Annotated in this window: 13 protein-coding genes; 2 read left to right on the forward strand and 11 right to left on the reverse strand. The window is 65.7% G+C overall.

Annotation, left to right across the window (positions count from 1 at the left end; all coding sequences use genetic code 11):
- Positions 1–41 precede the first annotated feature (41 nt).
- The 6 genes from N7I30_RS00990 to N7I30_RS01015 all read right to left on the reverse strand — a co-directional run bounded on the left by N7I30_RS00990 (position 42) and on the right by N7I30_RS01015 (position 7,127).
- Positions 42–1,022 carry a dipeptide ABC transporter ATP-binding protein gene (locus N7I30_RS00990; RefSeq protein WP_498636095.1) on the reverse strand — a complete coding sequence of 327 codons (981 nt, stop codon included), beginning with the start codon at positions 1,020–1,022 and terminating at the stop codon, positions 42–44.
- Positions 1,019–2,089, reverse strand: coding sequence for an ABC transporter ATP-binding protein (locus N7I30_RS00995; protein ID WP_498636096.1), 1,071 nt, complete (start codon positions 2,087–2,089; stop codon positions 1,019–1,021). Before N7I30_RS00995 ends, N7I30_RS00990 begins: the two co-directional genes overlap by 4 nt.
- 5 nt (positions 2,090–2,094) lie before the next feature.
- Positions 2,095–3,036, reverse strand: coding sequence for an ABC transporter permease subunit (locus N7I30_RS01000; protein ID WP_024350376.1), 942 nt, complete (start codon positions 3,034–3,036; stop codon positions 2,095–2,097).
- A 10-nt stretch (positions 3,037–3,046) separates the two neighbouring features.
- Positions 3,047–4,054 carry an ABC transporter permease subunit gene (locus tag N7I30_RS01005; protein WP_009210295.1) on the reverse strand — a complete coding sequence of 336 codons (1,008 nt, stop codon included), beginning with the start codon at positions 4,052–4,054 and terminating at the stop codon, positions 3,047–3,049.
- Positions 4,055–4,270: 216 nt separating this feature from the next.
- The gene (locus tag N7I30_RS01010) at positions 4,271–5,866 is read right to left on the reverse strand and encodes an ABC transporter substrate-binding protein (RefSeq protein ID WP_187390473.1); all 1,596 of its coding nucleotides are present in this window, start codon (positions 5,864–5,866) and stop codon (positions 4,271–4,273) included.
- Positions 5,867–5,963: 97 nt separating this feature from the next.
- Complete coding sequence (locus N7I30_RS01015) at positions 5,964–7,127, reverse strand: Mrp/NBP35 family ATP-binding protein (RefSeq protein ID WP_498636100.1); 1,164 nt, start codon at positions 7,125–7,127, stop codon at positions 5,964–5,966.
- 223 nt (positions 7,128–7,350) lie between these two features.
- Here N7I30_RS01015 and N7I30_RS01020 point away from each other — a divergent pair, with 223 nt between their 5' ends.
- Complete coding sequence (locus tag N7I30_RS01020) at positions 7,351–8,166, forward strand: HugZ family pyridoxamine 5'-phosphate oxidase (protein ID WP_498636101.1); 816 nt, start codon at positions 7,351–7,353, stop codon at positions 8,164–8,166.
- A 27-nt stretch (positions 8,167–8,193) separates the two neighbouring features.
- On the opposite strand, the gene N7I30_RS01025 is transcribed toward N7I30_RS01020, so the two are convergent.
- The 5 genes from N7I30_RS01025 to N7I30_RS01045 all read right to left on the reverse strand — a co-directional run bounded on the left by N7I30_RS01025 (position 8,194) and on the right by N7I30_RS01045 (position 11,469).
- Positions 8,194–8,439, reverse strand: a complete 246-nt coding sequence (locus tag N7I30_RS01025; RefSeq protein WP_498636103.1) for a hypothetical protein — start codon at positions 8,437–8,439, stop codon at positions 8,194–8,196.
- A 186-nt stretch (positions 8,440–8,625) separates the two neighbouring features.
- Positions 8,626–8,910, reverse strand: coding sequence for a YMGG-like glycine zipper-containing protein (locus N7I30_RS01030; protein ID WP_024350371.1), 285 nt, complete (start codon positions 8,908–8,910; stop codon positions 8,626–8,628).
- A 110-nt stretch (positions 8,911–9,020) separates the two neighbouring features.
- Entirely contained in the window at positions 9,021–9,311 is a 291-nt protein-coding gene (locus N7I30_RS01035) for a hypothetical protein (protein ID WP_040325820.1), read from the reverse strand.
- A gap of 142 nt (positions 9,312–9,453) precedes the next feature.
- Positions 9,454–10,395 carry a sensor histidine kinase gene (locus tag N7I30_RS01040; RefSeq protein ID WP_483213420.1) on the reverse strand — a complete coding sequence of 314 codons (942 nt, stop codon included), beginning with the start codon at positions 10,393–10,395 and terminating at the stop codon, positions 9,454–9,456.
- Positions 10,396–10,674: 279 nt separating this feature from the next.
- Entirely contained in the window at positions 10,675–11,469 is a 795-nt protein-coding gene (locus tag N7I30_RS01045) for a response regulator (protein WP_009210301.1), read from the reverse strand.
- A 353-nt stretch (positions 11,470–11,822) separates the two neighbouring features.
- Between N7I30_RS01045 and N7I30_RS01050 the strand changes: the two genes are divergently transcribed.
- The gene (locus N7I30_RS01050) at positions 11,823–12,005 is read left to right on the forward strand and encodes a NepR family anti-sigma factor (RefSeq protein WP_498636106.1); all 183 of its coding nucleotides are present in this window, start codon (positions 11,823–11,825) and stop codon (positions 12,003–12,005) included.
- The last annotated feature ends 6 nt before the right edge of the window (positions 12,006–12,011 follow it).

The following is a 12,011-nucleotide window of genomic DNA, read 5'->3' on the forward strand; positions in this document are numbered from 1 at the left end:
AGCGTCACAGAAACGGACCGCGCATTCCCAGCCCCGCCCGATCAGGGCGGCGGAAGCCGGCCTTCGTCCACCGCGAAACAGGCGACCTTCGTCTCCCCGTGCTGGGTCAGCACCGGCAGCTCGGAGCGGCAGCGCTCGTTGGCGTAGGGACAACGCGGATTGAACGAGCAGCCCGGCGGCGGGTCGAAGGGCGACGGCAATTCGCCCGACAGGCGGATCCGCTCGCCGCGGTCGCTCGGTCGCGTCGCCGGCGTCGCCGACAGCAGCGCCCGCGTATAGGGATGCAGCGGGTTGGCGTAGAGCGCGTTGACCGGCGCGATCTCGACCGGGCGGCCGAGATACATCACCATCACCCGGTCCGCGACATGCCGGACCACCGACAGATCGTGGCTGATGAAGATGTAGGTCAGGCCGAGCCGCTCCTGCAGATCGGCCAAGAGGTTCAGGATCTGCGCCTGGATCGACACGTCGAGGGCCGAGACCGGCTCGTCGAGGACGAGGATCTTCGGCTCTAGGATGATCGCCCGGGCGATCGCGATGCGCTGCCGCTGACCGCCCGAGAACATGTGCGGATAGCGGGCGTAATGCTCCGGCCGCAGCCCCACCTCGGCAAGGGCCGCCTCGGCCTTCCTGCGCCGCTCGGCCGCCGAGAGATTGGTGTTGATCTTCAGCGGCTCCTCGATGATCGTCCCGACCTTCTGGCGCGGATTGAGCGCGCCATAGGGGTTCTGAAAGACGATCTGCACGGTGGAGCGGAGCTTCTTGACGTCGCCCTTGTCCTTGCCGGACACGCGGACGCCGTCGATGTCGAGCACGCCCTCGGACGGGGTCTCGATCATTGTCAGCATGCGCGCGAGGGTGGACTTGCCGCAGCCGGATTCGCCGACGATGGCGAGGGTCTCGCCCTCCTCGACGACGAAATTGGCCTCCTTCACCGCCCGCAGGTCGAGCGGCTTCTGGAACATGCCGCGCCGGACCTCGTAGGACTGGCTGAGATCGGTCGCGGTGACGATTGCGGTCATCGTGCGTCTCCCCGCAGATCCGTTGCGATATCGGCGGGGCGGCCCGCCCCTTCCTGGAAGCCACCATCCGGGCCGAAGCCGGCCGGCACGTCGCCCGGCGCACGCGGATCGGCGCCCAGCGGATAATGGCAGAGCGCCTCGCCCAGCGCCGGCGGCTGGCGCGGCGGCACGACCGTGCGGCAGACATCGTCGGCCTTGGGGCAGCGCGGATTGAACAGGCAGCCATCCGGCCGGTCGCCCTGCCCCGGCACGACGCCCGGAATGGTCGGCAGGCGCGCGCCCGTCGCCCGCTCGGGAATCGCAGAGAGAAGGGCCGCCGTATAGGGATGGTGCGGCTCGTCGAAGAGCGTCGCGACGGGCTGGCGCTCGACCTGCTGGCCGGCATATTGCACCACCACCCGCTCGGCGGTCTCGGCAATGACGCCCATGTCATGGGTGATCAGGATCATCGCCATGCCGTGCTGCTTCTGCAGGTCGAGCAGCAGATCGAGGATCTGCGCCTGGATGGTGACGTCGAGCGCGGTGGTCGGCTCGTCGGCGATCAGCAGCTTGGGATTGCAGGCAGTCGCCATGGCGATCATCACGCGCTGGCTCATGCCGCCCGAGAGCTGGTGCGGGAACGCCGTCAGCCGCCGCTCGGGTTCGGGAATGCCGACGAGCTGCAGCAGTTCGACGGCCCGCGCCTGCCGCGCCTTGCGGTCGAGATCGGTATGCGCCTTCAGCGCTTCCTTGATCTGGTAGCCGACATTGAAGCACGGATTGAGGCTGGCCACCGGCTCCTGGAAGATCATCGCGATGTCGCGGCCGATGATCTTGCGGCGCTCGCGGGCCGACATCGCCTGCATGTCGCGCCCCTCGAAGGAGATCTCGTCGGCGGTCACGGTGGCCGACGGCGGCAGCAGGCCCATCAGGCCGAGCATGGCGACGGACTTGCCGGAACCGGACTCGCCGACGATGCCGAGCACCTCGCCGGAATCGATGACGAGATCGATGCCGTCGACCGCCTTGAACGGACCGGAGGCGGTGTCGAAGGTCACCGACAGATTGCGGATGGAAAGCAGGGGCATGACTGTCAGCTTCGCTTCATCTTCGGGTCCAGCGCATCGCGCAGGCCGTCGCCGACGAGGTTGATCGCGAGCACCGTGATCAGGATGGCGAGGCCTGGGAAGGTCACCACCCACCAGGCGCGCAGGATGAACTCACGCGCCTCGGCCAGCATGGTGCCCCATTCGGGCGTCGGCGGCTGCGCGCCCATGCCGAGGAAGCCGAGCGCGGCGGCGTCGAGAATGGCGTTGGAGAAGGACAGGGTCGCCTGGACGATCAGGGGTCCGAGACAATTGGGCAGGATCGTCACCAGCATCAGCCGCAGCGGTCCGGCGCCGACGACGCGGGCGGCAGTGACGTATTCGCGCTGCTTCTCGGCGAGGACCGAGGCGCGCGTCAGGCGGACGAAATGCGGCTGCAGGACGAGCGAGATGGCGATCATCGCATTGGTCAGGCCCGGCCCGAGCACGGCCACGAGAACCAGCGCCAGGAGCAGCGAGGGAAAGGCGAGGATGATGTCCATCACCCGCATGATCACCGTGTCGACCCAGCCGCCGACATAGCCGGCAATCAGGCCGACGGCGATGCCGACACTCACCGCGATGACCACGACCACGACGCCGATGAACAGCGAATAGCGCGAGCCGTAGATCAGCCGTGAGAGGATATCGCGCCCAATGGCGTCGGTGCCGAGGAAATAGGCCCACTGGCCGCCTTCCTGCCACGCCGGTGGCAGCAGCTGCGCGTTGGAATTCGTCAGCACGGCCGAATGCGGCGCCAGCAGCGGCGCCGCCAGGGCGATGAAGACGATCGTGAGGAACACGACGAGGCCGACCACCGCGCCCTTGTTCTCGGAGAAATAGAACCAGAACTCGGCCAGCATCTGCCGGCGCACGCTTTTGGCCGGCTTGCGGTCCGGAATGTCGGTGCCAACGCCTTCGGCGGCTTCCTGGGCTTCGATATGGCTCATCGCTCGCCTCCTACTTCGCCCGAACGCGGGGATTGATGACGCCGTACAGGAGATCGACGATCAGGTTGACGAGCATGATCATCATCGCGATCAGCAACAGGCCGCCCTGGACGACCGGGTAGTCGCGCCGGAAGACGCTGTCGACCATCCACTTGCCGATGCCCGGCCACGAAAAGATCGTCTCGGTGAGGATCGCGCCGGCCATGAGCACGCCGACCTGCAGGCCGATGGTGGTGACGACCGGGATCAGGGCGTTGCGCAGGGCATGAACACCGACCACGCGCTTGCGGGCGAGACCCTTAGCGCGGGCGGTGCGGACATAGTCCTCGCCGAGAACCTCCAGCATGGCCGACCGAGTCTGCCGGGCGATCACCGCGAGCGGGATCGTCGCAAGGACGATCGAGGGCAGGACGAGATGCGACAGCGCCGAGGTGAAGGCGCCCTTCTGACCCGACAGCAGCGAATCGATCAGCATGAAGCCGGTCTCGGCGGGGAAATAGTAGAGCAGCGAGATGCGGCCGGAGACCGGCGTCCACTGCAGGGTGCCGGAGAACAGGATGATCAGCAGCAGGCCCCACCAGAAGATCGGCATGGAATAGCCGACGAGCGCCGCGCCCATGACGCTCTGGTCGAACCAGGAGCCCCGCTTCACCGCCGCGATCACGCCGGCCGGAATGCCGAGGCAGATGGCGATCACGATGGCGCAGAACGACAGTTCGAGCGTCGCCGGGAACAGCGTGAAGAACTCGCCGGCCACGCCGCGCTTGGTGACGATCGAGGTGCCGAAATCGCCCTGGAACAGGCCGAACAGATAGTCGAAATACTGGACGAAGAGCGGTCGGTCGTAGCCGAGCTGCTGCATGATCGCCGCGTGGCGCTCGGGGTCCATGACCCGCTCGCCAGCCATCAGCGCCACGGGATCGCCCGGCAGAAGCCGGATGAAGGCGAAGGCGACGATCGAGACACCGATGAAGGTCGGGATCAGGACCAGTAGTCGGGAGAGAAGAAAGCGCTGCATATTGGCTTGTCGCATGTTTTGGGTGAGGCCGGTAGCGGTCTCGGGGCAGCGTCCTACACCATCGCGGCACCAAAGCGAACCCGCAAAGGTCAGGAGTTCTGCGTCTTTTCAACCGCTTAGCGTTCCGCCACGGCATCGGCGACGGATGCCCGGCGCCCAACGCAAACGGGGCGGCTCGATGCCGCCCCGTTCCATGCTCGCAATGTCGCGCCGAAGTTACTCGGCGATATCGACGCCGTCGAAGCGGTGATAGCCGAGCGGGTCCTGAACGAAATTCTGGACCGACTTCTGCATCGGCATGAACACCGTCGAATGGTCGATGGTCATCCAGGGCGCCTCTTCCTTGAAGACCTTCTGCGCCTGCTTGTAGAGCTCGACGCGTTCGGCCTGGTCCGAGGTTTCCTTGGCCTTGCTGACCAGCGAATCGAACTCCTCGTTGCACCACTGGGCGCGGTTGTTGCCGCCGACGGCGTCGCAGCCGAGCAGTGTGTCGAGGAAGTTGTCCGGATCGCCATTGTCGCCGGTCCAGCCCAGCATCACCGCACCGTCGCGGTCCGCGGCCTTCGACTTGTCCAGATACTCGCCCCACTCGTAGGAAACGATCTCCGAAGTCACCCCGACCTTCTGCAGATCGGCCTGCATCAGCTCGGCCGCGCGGCGCGCGTTGAGCATGTAGGGACGGCTGACCGGCATCGCCCAGAGCTTCATGGAGAGGTCGGTGACGCCGGCCTCCTCGAGCATCTTCTTGGCGGCTTCCGGATCGTAGGTATCGTCCTCGATGGTGTCGTCATAGGACCACATCGTCGGCGGGATCGGGTTCTTGGCGACGGTGGCGGCGCCCTGGAACACGGCGTCGACGATCGCCTGCTTGTTGACCGCCTTGTTCAGCGCCTTGCGGACCTCGACCTTGTCGAAGGGCGCCTGGGTGGTGTTGTAGGCGAGATAGGCGACGTTCAGGCCTTCCTGCTCGAGAACCGTCAGGTTCTCGTTTGCCTGCATCGACTCCACGTCGGCGGCGTTCGGATACGGCATGATGTGGCATTCGCCGGCCAGCAGCTTCTGGGCGCGGACCGAAGCGTCGGTGGTGATGGCAAAGACCAGGTCGTCGATCGGCTGCTTGCCGGCCCAGTAGTCCGGATGCGCGCCATAGCGGATCACGGCGTCGGGCTGGTAGGCGACGAACTGGAACGGACCGGTGCCCAGCGGCTGCTGGTTCAGCATGGCCATGTTGCCGTCAGCTTCCAGCTTGTCGGCATATTCCTTCGACATGATCGAGGCGAAGTCCATCGCCAGATCGGCCAGGAACGGCGCTTCGGGCCGGGTCAGCGTGAACTTCACCGTAAGGTCGTCGACCTTCTCGATCGACTCGATCAGGTCTGGGAAGCCCATGCCGTTGGCATATTCCCAGCTGGCACCGGTCACATACTGGTTCCACGGATTGTCGGACTTCAGCTGACGCTCGAAGGAGTAGATCACGTCGTCGGCGTTGAGCGGCCGGGTCGGCGTGAAGAAGTCGGTGGTCTGGAACTGCGCGTCGGCGCGCAGCTTGAAGGTATATTCCTTGCCGTCCTCGGAGACTTCCCAGGATTCGGCGAGGCCCGGCTCGATCTCGGTGGAGCCGTGCTTGAACTCGACGAGACGGTTATAGACCGTGCGCGACGCCGCGTCGAAGGTGGTGCCGGCGGTGTAGAGCGCCGGATCGAAGCCCTCGGGCGACCCTTCCGAGCAATAGACGAGCGTCTTGGCCGATGCGGCCGAGCCGAGCGCCATGGTCAGCGCGGTCGCGGCCAGCAGCCGGGTTGCAAACTTCATGTATGACATCTCCCGAATAGCGATGCGGACGGAGAGTCCGCGGAGGCCGGCATCCCACAAGTTTTGCAAAAATCATGCAAGCGCAATTTTTGACCAGTTACTCAAAAACGATCTCGGGAGCCGGCGCGGCATGGGCGCCCAGTTCCAGGCGGGCCAGCGTGCGCGCGGCGATGTCCTTGTAGATGGCGGCATGCGGGCCGTCCGGATCCCCAGCGACGACCGGGTGGCCGCTGTCGGAGCTCTCGCGGATCGCCATCTCGATCGGCACTTCGCCGAGAAACGGCACACCGAGCCGCTCGGCCTCGTTCCGGGCGCCGCCATGGCCGAAGATATCGTAGCGGTGGCCGGTATCGGGTGCGATGAAATAGCTCATGTTCTCGACGATGCCGAGCACGGGAACATCGACCTTCTGGAACATGGCGAGCCCCTTGCGGGCGTCGATCAGGGCCAGATCCTGCGGCGTCGAGACGATGACGGCGCCGGCCAGCGGGACGTTCTGCGCCATGGTGAGCTGGGCGTCGCCGGTGCCCGGCGGCATGTCGACGACCAGAATGTCTAGCTCGCCCCATTCCACCTCGCGCAGCATCTGGGTCAGCGCCGACATCACCATCGGCCCGCGCCAGATCATTGGCACCTCCTCGTCGACGAGGAAGCCCATCGACATCGCCTTCAGCCCGTAGGCCTCGAGCGGGATCATGGTGCGGCCGCCGGAGGTGCGCGGCTTGCCTTTCAGATTGAGCAGACGCGGGATCGACGGGCCGTAGATGTCGGCGTCGAGAATGCCGACCTTCATGCCGACCGCGGCAAAGCCGAGGGCCAGATTGACCGCGGTCGTCGACTTGCCGACGCCGCCCTTGCCCGACGCGACGGCAACGATGCGGGCAATGCCGGGAATGCCGGGCTTCTGCGACGGCTGACGCTGCGGGGCCGGCGACGATGGCGCCTCGCCCTGCCGGATCGCCTGCCCCGGACGGGCGGACGGCGCCGGCCGCTCTGGCGCCGAGCCGGCGGGGCGTTCGGCGGTCAGCGCGACCAGTGCGCTGGTAATTCCGTCGACGCCCGCAACGGCGCTTTCGATGCTGCGGCAGAACGGCTCGAAGCGCTCCGCTTCGGCCGTGGGAACCGACAGCGAGAAGAACGCCTTGCCGTCGGCGATGAAGATGTCGGAGACCATGTCGCGCGAAACGACGTCGCCCTTGCCGTCCGGCGCGTCCATCGCTTTCAGGATGGTCAGGATGCGCGACTTCTGCGCTTCGCTCATTCTCGGCTCCTTCGGTCTGGCCGCGCCCGCCGATCCGCTTCTGCCTTGCCAGGCATTGCGAACGATGCCGGCGCGTTCGCCCCGGCTCGGCCCCGTGCTCGTGTGCTTGATGCTTCTGCGCTGATATCGTGCCTCGACGGCGATATCCAACCGGCGTGGCCGGACTTTATGCAACCCCGCCCGTCCTGATGCGCATCGCGGCGCGCCGGGCTAGTCTGCCGGGATGACCGATCGCACCGCACCATCCGAGACCCCCGCCGCCCCTGCAGAAGGGAACGCCACGCCCGCGCCGCGCGTTGGTGATTCCGCGCCATCCGTCCTGCAGCACGTGGATGATTCGGCCCGGCAATTGGCGCGGTCATTGCTGCGCGGTGCGCGGGACGGGATGCTGGCGGTGCTGCGACCCGGCGACGGACATCCCGCGGCGAGCCTGGTTCTTGTCGCAACGGACTTCGAGGGCCGCCCGCTCCTGCTTGTCTCCGCGCTGGCGCTGCACTCCGCGGCGCTTTACGCAGACAGCCGCTGTTCGCTGCTGGTGTCGCGTCCCGGCAAGGGCGATCCCCTCGCCCATCCCCGCCTCACGGTCTTTGCAACCGCCAGCGTCGTGGCGGCGGACGATCCCGAGCGGCCGGGGCTGCGGGACCGCTTCCTGGCGCGGCACCCGAAGGCAGCGCTTTACGCGGACTTCGCCGATTTCCGGATGATCCGGCTCGAGCCGGAGACCGCTTCGCTCAATGGCGGCTTTGCCCGCGCCTTTGCCCTCGAACGGACCGATCTTGTCGACCCGACTGCGCCGGAACTCGCGGCGACGGCAATGCGCGCCCGCGACCACATGAACGACGATCACCGCGACGCCATCGACGCGCTGGCCGCGTCGGCGGGGCTTTCGGAAGACGGATGGCGCATCGCGACCATGGATCGCTTCGGGTTCGAGATCATTCGCGGAGATCGCTTGGCGCGGATCGAGTTCGGCCTCGATGCGGCCGCGCACGGCTATCGCGACGCGTTCGTTTCGCTCGTTCGCGGCCAATCGGACTGAACCCGATCGCCGCAGATCGGAAACGCGCTAGAGCCTGTATCCGTCCGGGCAGGATGAGCGGAACCGCAGATTGCTGTCGCCACGTACGTAGATGCACTGGCCGGCGGCATTGGCGGCCTGGCCGATGACCCGGTCGCCTGGCTCCGCGGCGACCTCCGGAAGGCGCCCGACGCGGTAGGGTGCATCCTCCGCGCCCTCCAGTCCGAACACCGCGCCGAAGACCGGCGGCAATCCCGTGCCCGAACATCCCGAGACGAGCAGCAGGCCGGCCATTGCGGCTCCGCGCGCAATGAGAGCCGGCGCGCGCCGCTTTCCCGGTGCCTGTCGGCAATCCTTCGTCATGTGAGCCAGATTCCCCTGATCCGCGAATAGCTGTCCGTGCACCCAAACGAAAAACGGCCGCCGAGCGCAAGCTCGACGACCGTCATTCTCGTCAGCGGGTCGCGAGACCCGATGAAATCAATAGCCGTCCGGGCAGCGGTAGATGTTACCGTCCGAATAGCGGCAGTAACCTTCGCGCTCCTGGGAGCGGCCAATCACGTTACCCGCGATGGCGCCACCGGCCGCGCCGATCGCGCCGCCAATCAGCGCGCCTTCGGCATTGCCGCTCACGCCCGCTCCGATCGCCGCGCCGCCGAGGCCGCCGAGCGCCGCACCGCCTGCAGTGTAGCGATCTTCGGTCGTGCAGCCTGCTGCCGCCAGGGTCAGTGCGGCGACAGCCGCGATCGAAAGCTTCTTGAACATATTTCCACCTCTCACAAACACATTCGTCCCACCACGGAACGCTACGCTATCGTTTTGGTTCCATCACCCGTGCACGATCGTATCCCCCGGCCGATCCGGTCGAACGATCCTTAGCGCGAGGCGACCATCTGCGGCTCGGCGTCGAAGGTGATCAGCAACTGACCGTCCCGACTGACCGCCCAGTCGATGGACGCGGACTGCTCGAAGACCTCTTCGTCGACAGCCTTGCAGGCGCCGTAGACCTTGCGCTGTTCCGAACCGCTCAAGCGGATCTGCAGACCCAGATCCTGCTGGCATTCGGCAACGGTTTCGTATGCGGGGACGGGAACCGGAATTTCCTTGCAGACGGAAGCATCGCCTGAACATCCGACCAGCAGCATGAAAGCAGCAACGTGTTCCATCGAACCTCTCCTTTGGCTCTACAACGGGCCTTCGGCAGAGAGGTTCCACAGCGGTAGGTTCGGATCGTGATTTTTCCCGAACTACATGATCACGGGGGCGTGTCCCGAAGCTTACGTTACGGCGCGCTTACGAAAACCGGCGTCAGGCGGAATCGCGCCGGCCGTTGGAGGTGATCTCGTATTGCGCCGCCGGGATGACCAGCGTGTAACGGATCCCGTCGGGGAGATATTCGAGCCTCGCTTCGCCGCCGACGGCGTTCGGAACGATGCGCTCGAGCGTCGAGGTGCCGAAGCGCGGGTCGCGCTCCAGCCGTACCCGCGGCCCATTGCGCTCCTGCCAGACGAAGACGATCACCTGATCCTCGCCGCGCCAGTCGAAGCTGGCACGGATCGAGACAGAGCCGCCGGGGACCGACAGCGATCCGTAGGAGGCCGCGTTCACCGCCAGTTCGTGCAGCGCCAGCCCGACATGGAGCGATGCCGTCGGTGACAGATAGACGTCGAGCGCGTCCACCGCGATCTGGTCCATTCCGTCCGGCGCATAGCGCTCGACCTGCATCCGCACGAGGCTCATCAGGTCGGCGCCGCGCCAGTCGGCGTCGGTGACGATGTCCTGCGAGGAGGCCAGCGACTGGATACGGCCGCGGAAGCGGACGAGGAATTCGGGGACGGTAACGGAATGGCGCGCTGTCTGGCTCGCCAGGCTCTGGATGATGGCCAAGAGATTCTTGGAGCGGTGCGACAGCTCGCGCAGCAGCGTCTTGAGCGTGTCTTCGCGGCGTTTCTGCTCTGTGATCTCCACCGAGGTGCCGATGATCCCGCAGACCTCGCCGGCTTCGTTCTCGTCGACGTCGATGCGGATGTCGAACCAGCGCACTGACGCGCCCTTGATGGTCGACAGCTCGAACCGGGCCGGCTTGCGGGTGTCGATGACGTCCTGCTTGAGCTTTTCGGAGCGTTCGGCCGCGCCGGCCGGCAGGATGTCCCGATCGGCCATGCCCTCGACCGCCAGAGCAAGCCAGGACTCGCCGGCATTGTAGACCCACGCATAGCGCAGATCACAATCCTGGGCGAAGACGGACACCTCCGTATTCGCCAATGCCCGCAAGACCTTGTTCACCAACATCGTATGCTCAATCGACACGAATACAACGGAGCGCGTCCGCCACCATTCGGGTTGCCGCCTCGCCTTGCGAGACGACCGCCCCTCCTCGACGACGCCCTGCCCCGTCCGGACCGCGGCGATATGCGCCCGGTGTCGGGCGATGCCACCGCGGCATCGCAAGCAAAGTGCTCCCGGCGCGTCGCGACCGGCCCATCACGGGTCGACACGTTCCGCGCCGGGGACAACAGGCGACGTCCGTCAGGCCGCCGCCTTCTTGTCGGTCTCGAAGAACAGCGCCTGGCTGATCAGCGCCTTGACCATGTCGGGATTGAACGGCTTGGTCACCAGGAAGGTCGGCTCCGGGCGTTCACCCGTCAGCAGCCGCTCCGGGAAGGCGGTGATAAAGATCACCGGCACCGACACCTTGTTCAGGATGTCGTTGACCGCGTCGATGCCCGAGCTGCCGTCGGCAAGTTGGATGTCGGCCAGCACCATGCCAGGCCGCTGCTTGTCGAAGAGCTCGATCGCTTCCTTGTGGGTCCGGGCGATGCCCGTCACCGCATGACCGAGGCTCTCGACCATCTGCTCGATGTCCATCGCGATCAGCGGCTCGTCCTCGATGATCATGATCTCGGTCGAGACCTGGCGCCCGATATCTGTGCTGGCCTGATCGATCAGCTCGGAAAAACGCGTCTCGTCGATGCTCAGGATCGTCGCGGCTTCCTCCGAGGTGAAGCCTTCGACGGCAACAAGCAGGAACGCCTGCCGCGGCAGCGGCGAGATCGCCTTCAGATTATGCGACGCCTTCTCTTCCCAGGCCGAGGTCGGCGCATCCTCACGGATGTTCACTTCGACGGACTGCCAAAGGGAGGAAAACAGCTTGTAGAGCGAGATGCGCGGCGTCTGGTCGTCCGAGAACAGGCTCGGATCGGCGATCAGCGCTTCCAGAACCGCAGCCACATAAGCGTCGCCGCTCGCCTGCGAGCCACTCAAAGCCCGGGAATAGCGCCGAAGATACGGAATATGCGGCGCTATGCGGGATGACATCGACATATAAAAACCCCTCGAGTCGATCGAGACAAACACGTTCACAATGCGCTCGGAAACGTCCTTGTCGAAATAAAGTTCCGTGACCGGGAACCGGATCCGCCTCCCAGCCCTTTCAGATGGGATGTTGAAGTCGGATGGAAACCTCGGCGCTTGGATTCCAGGGCAAAAATTGCCTTGGACTTGAGGCGCCGATGTCCGCGTCTATATTCCGACCTCGACTGGAAGCAATGCGAGCTACGAATGCACACCATGCCGAACGCCAGACACGCGAATTCGAACAGAGCGCCGCGCTCCGGGACTGCCGTAACCGTGCTTCGAGACGCGTGATGGACGACCGGAAGAGCAAGGACGAGAGCATGCAGACTTCCCACGCACAGCGAACGGAGCGCTCGTCGGATAACGGCGTCCAGTCCGCCATCGGCAAGCGTCTGAAGGCCTATTACGACGATGTCGCGAGCGAGCCGGTCCCTGACCGCTTCCTGTCGCTGCTGGATGCGCTGGATGCCGCCGAGTCGTCGTCCAAGGCGGGCAGCAAGTAGGCTCCC

Source organism: Aurantimonas litoralis, from assembly GCF_026153195.1.
Classification (GTDB): Bacteria; Pseudomonadota; Alphaproteobacteria; order Rhizobiales; family Rhizobiaceae; genus Aurantimonas; species Aurantimonas coralicida.

Bases quoted from the DNA above. Each gene is read 5' to 3' on its own strand.
- N7I30_RS00990 (WP_498636095.1), bottom strand. From the start codon at position 1,022: ATGACCGCAATCGTCACCGCGACCGATCTCAGCCAGTCCTACGAGGTC.
- N7I30_RS00995 (WP_498636096.1), bottom strand. From the start codon at position 2,089: ATGCCCCTGCTTTCCATCCGCAATCTGTCGGTGACCTTCGACACCGCC.
- N7I30_RS01000 (WP_024350376.1), bottom strand. From the start codon at position 3,036: ATGAGCCATATCGAAGCCCAGGAAGCCGCCGAAGGCGTTGGCACCGAC.
- N7I30_RS01005 (WP_009210295.1), bottom strand. From the start codon at position 4,054: ATGCAGCGCTTTCTTCTCTCCCGACTACTGGTCCTGATCCCGACCTTC.
- N7I30_RS01010 (WP_187390473.1), bottom strand. From the start codon at position 5,866: ATGAAGTTTGCAACCCGGCTGCTGGCCGCGACCGCGCTGACCATGGCG.
- N7I30_RS01015 (WP_498636100.1), bottom strand. From the start codon at position 7,127: ATGAGCGAAGCGCAGAAGTCGCGCATCCTGACCATCCTGAAAGCGATG.
- N7I30_RS01020 (WP_498636101.1), top strand. From the start codon at position 7,351: ATGACCGATCGCACCGCACCATCCGAGACCCCCGCCGCCCCTGCAGAA.
- N7I30_RS01025 (WP_498636103.1), bottom strand. From the start codon at position 8,439: ATGGCCGGCCTGCTGCTCGTCTCGGGATGTTCGGGCACGGGATTGCCG.
- N7I30_RS01030 (WP_024350371.1), bottom strand. From the start codon at position 8,910: ATGTTCAAGAAGCTTTCGATCGCGGCTGTCGCCGCACTGACCCTGGCG.
- N7I30_RS01035 (WP_040325820.1), bottom strand. From the start codon at position 9,311: ATGGAACACGTTGCTGCTTTCATGCTGCTGGTCGGATGTTCAGGCGAT.
- N7I30_RS01045 (WP_009210301.1), bottom strand. From the start codon at position 11,469: ATGTCGATGTCATCCCGCATAGCGCCGCATATTCCGTATCTTCGGCGC.
- N7I30_RS01050 (WP_498636106.1), top strand. From the start codon at position 11,823: ATGCAGACTTCCCACGCACAGCGAACGGAGCGCTCGTCGGATAACGGC.